Here is a 9,341-nt window from a genome sequence, read left to right as displayed (position 1 = left end):
CTCACGGGGCAGATTGAGTGAAAGCGGCAGGGCCCGTGGCCACTCCGATGAGACGTCGAAGGTGAGCAGTCGGCCCCGCTTGGCAACAAGCGCCCATGATATCTCCGACCGCCGTGCCTCATCTGCGCTAATTTGACGGATGGGGGCGCGGCGACGCGAACGCCGGGGAGTCGATGATGGCGGTGCCGTCTGCGGTGCGCTGCTAGCCTCAGTGCTGGTCGCAGTCCTTGAGGAAGCTGAGCAGTCCCTCGCGCAAGCGGCAGTAGTCCGGGTGTTCGAGCAGCTTCTTGCGGGTGCGTGGACGCGGCCGATCGATTTCGAGAATCCTGCCGACTCTGGCCCGCGGCCCGTTGGTCATCATCACCACGCGGTCAGCTGTTTGCCGGCGGGCGGTTTTTCGTGCCACGATTATGGTGATGACACTCTCGGCTTCTCTTGGCGATACCCGGGCTGCCTGGCTGCTGGCAGGGGTGGAGTTTTTCTTCGCGCTGAGCTGGGTGGTCTACGTCATCTTTCTGCCTGAACTGCTGGCGCGCGGCGGGATTGATCCGCGCTTCCTGCCATGGATTCTCGCCGCCGACCAGTTGATTTTTGCGCTCGCTGACTGGTCGGTCGGGGTCGCGGTCGACCGGGCACGCTTGGCGTTGCACAGGATCGGGCCGATGCTGGTGCTGTTATCGACGCTTTCGGCCCTGGCGATGTTGTTGTTGCCCTGGCTGGCGACAATGCCGATGTTGCTACTGCTGGCGACCGCGCTCTGGGTGGCGACTTCGGCGGCCTTGCGCGCACCGCCCTACGTGCTGCTGTCGCGCTATGCCGGTCGCGCCAGGCTGCCGCGTCTGGCCGGCATACAGCTGCTCGGGCTGGCGGTGACGGCAGCGCTGGCACCTTATCTGGCGATCGTCCTGAAAGGCGTCGACCCGTCGCTGCCTTTTGCGCTCAGTGCGCTGGCGGTCGGTGTCTCGGCGCTGGCGCTGGTCTATGTCGAGCGTCGGTTGCCAGCGGCCGAGCAAGCCGTCGCTGCCGAGGCAAGCCAGCAGACCCCGCCTGCGACAGCGAAGGCGTGGTGGGCGTTCCTGCTGCTTCTCGCTCTGCTGCTCGCCTTCGGGCAACAGATACATATCGCCATCAATTCGGCAGCGCAGTTCAAGCGGCTGGCCGATCCCGCTTTGCTGCCCTGGCTGATGCCGGTGTTCTGGGTCGGTTTCAGTTTCGGTTTGCTGGCAGTCGGTGGTTTTCTCAAGGATCGCAGCGAGATGCACGCCCTCAAGCTGGCGTGCGTGCTTGGCGCACTGGCATTGGCCGGCGCGGCGCTCGCTGTCTCTCTGGCAGCCCTGGTGGTGAGTCAGTTCGTCGCCGGAATTTTCTGGGCGTTCATCCTGTGTGCGTCGATTGGCGTCGCTAGCGCGCGCGGCTATCCGCTGCAGACGGGGCGCAACACTGGCGCCTTGATGGCGATGCTGGCCGTGGCCACCTTTTCGCGCTTCGGTCTGGCCACCTCGGGTGGCGCGGCGGCGCTAGGCGTTTTGCTGGTCAACTGGTTGCCGGTCGTGCTGTGGTGCCTGGTGGCCCTGTTGCTGCGGCGGCCACGCGACGCATAGCGTGGTGGAGAACAGATGTCTGGCCTTGCTCAGTGCTCCTTGCCGTCCACCCGTGGCTGCAGGAGGTAGGGGATGTAGCGCCAGGCGAGGATGGAAAAACAGGCAAACCAGCAGGCCGCAGCGAGCTCGATCCAGTGCAGATAGCCAGCCGGCGCGACCTGCGGCAGGATGATGCGGATCACGAAGCCGGCGATCATGATCCACAGGACGGTCTTGTCGAGCCGATCGAAGACCACTTTTCTGCCGGTGTGGCCGTTCACGATGCGAATCAGCATGGCCGGGATGATCAGCCCCATGGCGCCAAAGGTGAACACATGCATGGGTACCGAGCCGATCCAGGCCGGCTGCGCCAGGTGGTCGAGGAATTGCAGCAGGAGTTGCGCGACAATCGCCAGGTAGCCCAGATACATGATGCCGATGTCCAGTCGGCGCATCGCCAGTTGCGGTTTCCAGTAGACGAAACGGCCGATCAGCAGCAACGCCAATAGCAGGCCGATCCACGATGAGAGCGGCGCCGGCAGCAGGCTGGCGAAAACCAGCAGCACCGCCAGCAACTTGATCGCGGTATCAAGCACCGCGTTGCGCAAGATGTTGGCCTGCAGGGCGTTCTTCATGAACTGGGTCAGCGTTCTTTCGAGCATGACCAGGAAAGCAACACGGAAGAGCCCCATGCTCATGCTTGCGCCGGCCTGGAAATGGTCGTCGCTGAGCAGCAGGTTTTTGGCGACCAGGAACAACGGCAGAATGATCAGGAAGAAATAGTTGTCGCGGAAGGAATCGCTCTGACGGTGACGGATCAGCGACCACAGGAGCATGGCGATGATCGACGCCAGGAAGAGATTGCTGGAAAGGCGGAAGACAATCGGTGGCAGGGCGCCGGCAAACCACATGCCGGCGCGCTCGAAGAGCCAGGCGCTGGCCAGCAGCATCAGCGCCGTGCCGTGGTAGCCGCGGATCTTCACCCAGTTCTTGGTCGAGGTGAGCAGGAAGCCGCCCATCACCGCCCAGCCGAAGCCGAAGAACATCTCGTGCGCGTGCCACTGGGTCGGCGAGAACGGCGCGGCTGGCGCTGCCAGCGCACCCGAGAAAACCAGCGCCCACAGTACCGGCAGGCTGAGCCCGGCGAGGCAGGCGAGGGCAAAGAAGGGTCTGAAACCGACCAGCCATAGCGCTTGGGTCGAGAATTTCATGCTCAGGGGCCTAGGTGAGGGGGTTCGTTGAACAGCGACGAGGTCTGGCGAGCCAGCGGTCGCCGATTCGCCCTTTCTCAGCCGGAGATTCTCACGCAGGACGGAACTCCTGGCTTTGATCTAGAACGGCGCCGGGCACAAAAAGGACAAGCGCTCACCGTGCTCGGGGTGGGCGAAAGCCAGCTGATCGGCATGCAGCAGCAGGCGCTGAGGGCCGGCCGAGCTGGCGGCGTCGCCATACAGCGCGTCGCCGATGATCGGGTGGCCAAGCGCCTGCAGGTGTACGCGCAACTGGTGCGTACGCCCGGTCTCGGGAATCAGCGCCAGGCGCGAGGTGTTGGCGCTTGCGTCGTGGCTAATCACCTGGTAGCGGGTGAGCGAAGGTTTTCCGGCCAGCGCGTCGATCTTCTGGCGCGGTCGGTTGGGCCAGTCGGCACGCAGCGGCAGGTCGATTTCGCCGCTGGCCAGCGGTAGTTCTCCGACAACGACGGCCAGATAGCGCTTGTCGACCTGCCGGCTGGCGAACTGAATACTCAAGCGCCGTTGCATTTCCTTTCCCCGCGCCAGAAGCAGCAGGCCGGAGGTGTGCATGTCCAGGCGGTGCACGGTCAGCGCATCGGGAAACTCGGCCTGCAGCCGCCCGGCGACGCAGTCCTGCTTGTCTTGGCCGCGACCGGGGACGGACAGCAGTCCAGAGGGTTTGTTGACCACCACAATGGCGGCGTCGACGTAGACGTAGGCGATTTCCCCTTGCGCGTCGTTAGCGACGGTGCGCGAAGCGGTGGACAAGGGTGCCGGGTTGGACGGGTTCATGAGGCAAAGTGTACCGGGGTCGGTGGCCCAATTGTCGCGCCTTTCGCCTGCTCCGGGGCAAAGGGCAAATCAATTACACTGCACGGGCAATGCGTTGCCCAGCGCGGCCAGGGGGTGACCGCCTGGCGCCCACTGACCAGAACTTCCAGGAGAACAACTTGACTATTGCCATTCCCGAGTTGATGACCATTGCCATCGCCCTGGACCAGGGTGTTGCCGAGATCCGGCTGAATCGGCCAGAACGCTCGAACGCGATCAATGAAGCAATGTGGCAGGAACTGCGTACCGCCTTCGCCTGGGCCGATGTGACGCCGGAGGTACGCGTCGCCATTCTGAGCGGTGCGGGGCGGAATTTCTGTGCCGGTATCGACCTGGCGATGCTCGCCAGCGTCGGCCGCACCGTCGCACATGCCGACCCGGCGCGCAGGCACGAGGCGCTGCGCCGGGTGATTCTCGATCTGCAGGATTGTCTGAGCTGTATCGAACGCTGTCGCAAGCCGGTGCTGGCGGCGATTCAGGGCGCCTGCATCGGCGGCGCAATCGATCTGGTGACTTGTTGCGACATGCGCTACGCAGCGCTCGATGTTCAGTTCTCGGTGCGCGAAATCGACGTCGGGATGACGGCCGACGTTGGCACGCTGCAGCGTCTGCCACGACTGGTTCACGACGGTATTGCCCGGGAGATGGCGTATACCGGCCGCAGCGTCGATGCCGTCGAGGCCAAACTGATCGGACTGGTCAACCAACTTTTCGAGACACCCGGCACGCTGCTCGACGGCGTGCTCCAGATCGCCCGGACGATCGCCGCGAAATCGCCGCTGGCCATTCGCGGGACCAAGGAAATGCTCAACTACGGGCGTGATCATTCGGTGGCCGATGGGCTCAACCATGTGGCTACCTGGAACGCGGCGATGCTGATGTCCGCCGATCTCGAGGAAGCGATGGCCGCGATGCGCGAAAAGCGGGCGCCGCGTTTCGCCGACTGAGCGGCGCGAGCTTGTCGACGATGGCTACGCTTGCCCACCATATCGCGCTGGCCGCGCCGCTGTTCGCGCTGGTGCTGGTCGGCTACCTGCTGATGCGGGGCTGTGGCTGGCCGCCGTCGATGTCCGAAAACCTGACGCGCTTCGTCTTTTCGGTCGCCCTGCCAGCGATGCTCTTCCGGATGATGAGCGACTTCTCGCAGCTACCGCCGGTCGACGCGCGGCTGTTGATCGCTTTTTTCGGCGGTTGCCTGATCGTCTTCGTGATCGGCCGCTTGGTCGCCTGGCAGCTGTTTGCGCTCGACGGGACCGGGCAGTCGGTGTTTGCGCTGGGCGGCGTGTTCTCGAACAACGTGCTGCTCGGCCTGCCGCTGGCCAAGGTTGCGCTCGGTGAGGCGGCCGTGCCATCGGTCGCCCTGGTGCTGGTGTTCAACGCGCTGATCCTGTGGACCCTGGTCAGCGTATCGGTCGAGTGGGCACGGCACGGTAGCTTTTCGGTGCAGGGTTTTGCCAAGATGGCGCGCGGCGTGCTGACCAATCCGATCGTCGCCGGCATCCTCTCGGGCGCCTTGTTCGGTTTGAGCGGTTGGCCCTTGCCGACCCTCATTGCGCAACCCCTGGGCATGCTGGCCCAGGCGGCGGCGCCGCTGGCGCTGATCGTTCTTGGCATGGGGCTGGCCGAATACGGCGTGCGGGCCGGCTGGCGGATCAGTGTGGCCATCTGTTTCCTGAAGTTGATCGTGCAGCCGCTGGTGGTCTGGCTGCTGGCCTTGCTGCTCGGGTTGCCGGCGATGGAAACTCGGGTCGTGGTCCTGCTTGCCTCGCTGGCCGTCGGCGCCAACGTTTACCTGATGTCGCGGCAGTTCAAGACGCTCGAGGGACCGGTGGCGAGCAGCCTGGTGTTGTCGACCCTACTGGCCGCGCTGAGTACACCGCTGGCGATGACCTTGACCGGCGCTTGAGTGGTGTCTTGCGGATCAGGCGCCGCATTGCGCGGCCCGGAATTGCGATTTCATTGCATCTAGCGAGCCATAGGGACTCGGGATGAGCGATAATGGCGAGCTTCTGGAGGTTGCTGGGATCACCTGTCGGGCGGGCCGAGGACGCTTGCTTGAGCTGTGAAGGACATGGATGAAGCGCGTTGATGATTTCCGTCTGCAGTTCGGCAACAAGGAACTGGTGCCGATCGTGATCGGCGGCATGGGCGTCGATATTTCGACGGCCGAACTGGCGCTCGAGGCCGCTCGGCTGGGTGGCGTTGGACATATTTCCGATGCGATGGTCAACACCGTTGCTGATCGGCGCTTCAATGCCAAGTTCGTCAAGGACAAGCTCAAGCAGTACAAATTCAACGTTGCCAATACGGACAAATCGGTGGTTCGCTTCGATCTCGGACAGCTCGCCGAGGCGACCCGGATGCACGTCGGCAGGACCATGGAGGCGAAGCGCGGTGAAGGCCTGATCTTCGTCAATTGCATGGAAAAACTGACCATGAATTCGCCTCGGGAGACGCTGCGCGTGCGCATGCAGGGGGCGCTGGATGCTGGCGCCGATGGCATCACCCTGGCCGCTGGATTGCATCTCGGGTCGTTCGCCCTGATCGAGGATCATCCGCGTTTCCGTGACGCCAAGCTGGGGATCATCGTCTCGTCCTTGCGCGCACTGCAGCTGTTCCTGCGCAAGACCGCCCGTTGCAACCGGCTTCCTGACTACGTCATTGTCGAAGGTCCGCTGGCAGGTGGTCACCTGGGTTTTGGCATGGATTGGGCGCAGTACGATCTGGCGACCATCTTCGGTGAAATTCATCGCTATCTACAGTCGGAGCAGCTGGATATTCCCCTGATTCCGGCGGGCGGCATCTTCACCGGCAGTGACGCGGTGGCCTTTCTCGAGCAGGGCGCGGCGGCGGTGCAGGTGGCGACGCGCTTTACCGTGTCCAAAGAGTGCGGCTTGCCCGAAGATGTCAAGCAGCACTACTTTGAAGCGACCGAGGACAAAATCGAGGTCAACCAGATCTCGCCGACCGGCTATCCGATGCGCATGTTGACCAGCAGCCCGGCGATCGGCGACGGTATTCGCCCGAATTGCGAGGCTTACGGTTACCTTCTCGACAGTACGGGAAGTTGCTCCTATATCAGCGCCTACAACCGTGAGGTGGAGGCCAACCCGGGGGTCAAGCGTATTTCGGTCAAGGACAAGACCTGCTTGTGCACGCAGATGCGCAACTTCGACTGCTGGACCTGCGGTCATTACACCTATCGCCTCAAGGATACCTCTCGCCGCTTGCCGGACGGTAGCTATCAACTGCTGAACGCCGAGCATATTTTCCGCGATTATCAGTTCAGCACCGACGGCAAGATTCTGGTCGCCGAGTAGGCGCTCCGCCGCTGCTTCCTGCCGCCAAGGCGAAAGGGCATTAGTCGATGCTCAGCTATCGTCACGCCTTCCATGCCGGCAATCACGCCGATGTGCTTAAACATCTCGTGCTGGTCCAGCTGATCCGTTACCTCGGCCGTAAGGACAAGGCGTTCTGGGTCATCGATACGCACGCCGGAGCAGGTTCCTATGCACTTGATTCGGCGCAGGCGGCCAAGCTCGCCGAGTACCGCGAGGGTATCGGTCGACTGTGGGGGCGCAAGGAGCTGCCGCCAGCGGTCGCCGACTATGTCGAGCTGGTGCGTGGGGTCAACCCGAGCGGTGGCCTGAAGGTGTACCCCGGATCACCGGATTTCGCGCTGTGGACGACGCGGGCACAGGATCGCTTGCGTCTTTTCGAACTGCACAGCAGGGATGTGCTGCGCTTGCGCGAGCATTTTGCGAGCTTTGGCACGCGGGTGATGGTCGAGCACAGCGACGGCTTTGCCGGGCTCAAGGCCTTGTTGCCACCGCCGCCGCGACGGGCGCTGGTACTGATCGACCCGGCGTACGAAGACAAGCATGACTACGATCGGGTCATCCATGCGCTCAAGGATTGCCTGCAGCGCTTTCCCGGGGGCACCTATCTGCTCTGGTATCCACAACTGACCCGGCTGGAAGCGCACGACTTGCCGTTGCGTCTGAAACGTCTGCCGGCCAGCAACTGGCTGCACGTCACGCTGCGCGTCAGAACACCGGCTGCCGACGGCTTCGGGATGCACGGCAGTGGCCTGTTCGTGATCAATCCGCCGTGGACGCTGCAGGGCACCTTGCAGGAAGTGATGCCCTGGCTGGTCGAGGTGCTGAGGATCAATGAAGGCGCGGGTTTTACGCTCGACAGCCAGGCGGCCTGAGACGCGCGGCGCCCCGCGAAGCGCCGCCGGCTATAGTCCTGCCTATTGCCGCTCTTTGCCTGGCGCGGTGGTGCGCGAGTACTTCCGGCTCGAGCCGTAGCTGAGGTCGACCGGATACTTGGCCGCATTCTTGACCAGCTTGGCGTGCGCCGCGTCTTCGAGGTCGATGCCGGTATTTTCGGCAATCAGCAGCAGATAGATCAGGACGTCGGCACATTCGTCGCGCAGCGCTTCCTGCGCTTCGGCACTGGCGGCCATCGCCGCCATCTCGGCGTCGCTCTTCCACTGGGTCAGTTCGAGGAGTTCGCTGGCTTCGAGATTCAGCGAGACGATCAGGTTGCGCAGGCTGTGGAACTGTGCCCAGTTGCGCTGGTCACGAAACTCCAGCACTCTGGCGGTAAGCGCCGCAAGGTCCATCGATTCAGGCGAAGAAACGCCGTTGCGCTGCGTCGGGCAGGGCCATGCCGGTGGCCTGCGCGCGCGCGAGCAGCTCCCAGTAGTAACGGAACGAGGCGCGGTCGTGTAACAAGCCCTGATGCTGGATCGGTCCCCAGTCGCCATCCTGCGCGGCGATGAGGATGGCGGCCGCGTTTTCCATTTCCGAGAAGTCGGGCCGCATCGCCTCGACGATCGGCACGATCTGATTGGGGTGAATGCTCCACATGCGCAGGTAGCCGAACTCGTTGCGCGCGCGCTCGGCATCGTTGCGGATGACCTGGAGATCCCTGAGTTCGGTAGTGACGTTGTGCGACGGCACCGCGCCGTTGGCCAGTGCCGCGGCAGAGATCTCGCACTTGGCACGGACGATCAGCGGGTGTTCGAACTGTCCGGGGCTGCGCATGGCGGATGACGGGATGGCGCCGTGGTGGCCACTGACAAAGTCCATCAGGCCGAAATCCAGCGATTCGACCTCGGGCAGGGCAGCGATCTCCCAGACGTCGCGCAAGGCGCCGTAGGTCTCGATCAGCACATGCGCCGGAATCTGGCGGTCGAGCCCTGCGGCCGCAGCCGCGCGACGCAAGGAATCGAGCTGTATCCGTACGTCTTGGCCGCTGCTGACCTTGGGCAGCGTGACGAAAGCCAGGCGCTGGCCGGCCGCGGCGACGATAATCTCGATATCCTGTTGCCAGCCGTGATGGGCGATGTCGTGGATGCGAACGCCGACGCGCCCATGCCGATTGGCGTCGCTCATGATCACGCTGGCGACCATCGCCGCATGTTCGCGGTCGGCGCCGGCTGGGGCTCCATCTTCGCAATCGCAAGTGATGTCGAAGATCGGGCCCAACTCGTTCTGCAGCTGCAGGGCTTTGTGCATCAGTTTTTCGGAGCCGGCGTAGTGGTCCACGGCGGGAATCATCGGAAACGGCTTCTCACCTGCGAAAAGTACTTGGCTGGGATGGCGCATAGGGCTTTCGATACGGTCAGGTTGCTGGGAAGCGACATTCTAGCGCGCTGCTGCGCGAAGGGTGCCGGCGAAAAAAAGCC

At 63.5% G+C, this 9,341-nt stretch carries 10 protein-coding genes; 5 read left to right on the top strand and 5 right to left on the bottom strand.

Annotation, left to right across the window (positions count from 1 at the left end):
• Positions 1–208: 208 nt before the first annotated feature.
• Positions 209–406 carry a hypothetical protein gene (locus tag RUW20_RS19185; RefSeq protein WP_313953823.1) on the bottom strand — a complete coding sequence of 66 codons (198 nt, stop codon included), beginning with the start codon at positions 404–406 and terminating at the stop codon, positions 209–211.
• A gap of 10 nt (positions 407–416) precedes the next feature.
• Here RUW20_RS19185 and RUW20_RS19180 point away from each other — a divergent pair, with 10 nt between their 5' ends.
• Positions 417–1,601 carry an MFS transporter gene (locus tag RUW20_RS19180; RefSeq protein WP_313953820.1) on the top strand — a complete coding sequence of 395 codons (1,185 nt, stop codon included), beginning with the start codon at positions 417–419 and terminating at the stop codon, positions 1,599–1,601.
• Positions 1,602–1,630: 29 nt separating this feature from the next.
• Here RUW20_RS19180 and RUW20_RS19175 read toward each other — a convergent pair whose 3' ends face one another.
• Together RUW20_RS19175 and RUW20_RS19170 are read right to left on the bottom strand one after the other, a co-directional pair.
• Positions 1,631–2,791, bottom strand: coding sequence for an NnrS family protein (locus RUW20_RS19175; RefSeq protein ID WP_313953819.1), 1,161 nt, complete (start codon positions 2,789–2,791; stop codon positions 1,631–1,633).
• Between the two features lie 120 nt (positions 2,792–2,911).
• Entirely contained in the window at positions 2,912–3,604 is a 693-nt protein-coding gene (locus RUW20_RS19170; protein ID WP_313953818.1) for an RluA family pseudouridine synthase, read from the bottom strand.
• Between the two features lie 158 nt (positions 3,605–3,762).
• On the opposite strand from RUW20_RS19170, the gene RUW20_RS19165 reads away from it, so the two are divergent.
• From RUW20_RS19165 to RUW20_RS19150, 4 genes are all read left to right on the top strand, one after another.
• The gene (locus tag RUW20_RS19165) at positions 3,763–4,590 is read left to right on the top strand and encodes a crotonase/enoyl-CoA hydratase family protein (protein ID WP_313953817.1); all 828 of its coding nucleotides are present in this window, start codon (positions 3,763–3,765) and stop codon (positions 4,588–4,590) included.
• 20 nt (positions 4,591–4,610) lie between these two features.
• Positions 4,611–5,549 carry an AEC family transporter gene (locus tag RUW20_RS19160; protein ID WP_313953816.1) on the top strand — a complete coding sequence of 313 codons (939 nt, stop codon included), beginning with the start codon at positions 4,611–4,613 and terminating at the stop codon, positions 5,547–5,549.
• A 169-nt stretch (positions 5,550–5,718) separates the two neighbouring features.
• Positions 5,719–6,963: a nitronate monooxygenase gene (locus RUW20_RS19155; RefSeq protein ID WP_313953815.1), complete on the top strand. Its 1,245-nt coding sequence runs from the start codon at positions 5,719–5,721 to the stop codon at positions 6,961–6,963.
• 47 nt (positions 6,964–7,010) lie between these two features.
• Entirely contained in the window at positions 7,011–7,856 is an 846-nt protein-coding gene (locus RUW20_RS19150) for a 23S rRNA (adenine(2030)-N(6))-methyltransferase RlmJ (RefSeq protein ID WP_313953814.1), read from the top strand.
• A gap of 42 nt (positions 7,857–7,898) precedes the next feature.
• On the opposite strand, the gene RUW20_RS19145 is transcribed toward RUW20_RS19150, so the two are convergent.
• Both RUW20_RS19145 and RUW20_RS19140 read right to left on the bottom strand, forming a co-directional pair.
• Positions 7,899–8,273 (bottom strand): nucleotide pyrophosphohydrolase, encoded by a 375-nt coding sequence (locus tag RUW20_RS19145; RefSeq protein ID WP_313953813.1) that lies wholly within the window; start codon positions 8,271–8,273, stop codon positions 7,899–7,901.
• Between the two features lie 4 nt (positions 8,274–8,277).
• Complete coding sequence (locus RUW20_RS19140; protein WP_313953812.1) at positions 8,278–9,261, bottom strand: aldolase/citrate lyase family protein; 984 nt, start codon at positions 9,259–9,261, stop codon at positions 8,278–8,280.
• Positions 9,262–9,341: the final 80 nt, after the last annotated feature.

This window comes from Accumulibacter sp. (genome assembly GCF_032229525.1).
GTDB lineage: Bacteria > Pseudomonadota > Gammaproteobacteria > Burkholderiales > Rhodocyclaceae > Accumulibacter.
This window is presented reverse-complemented; position numbering and strand designations above follow the sequence as displayed.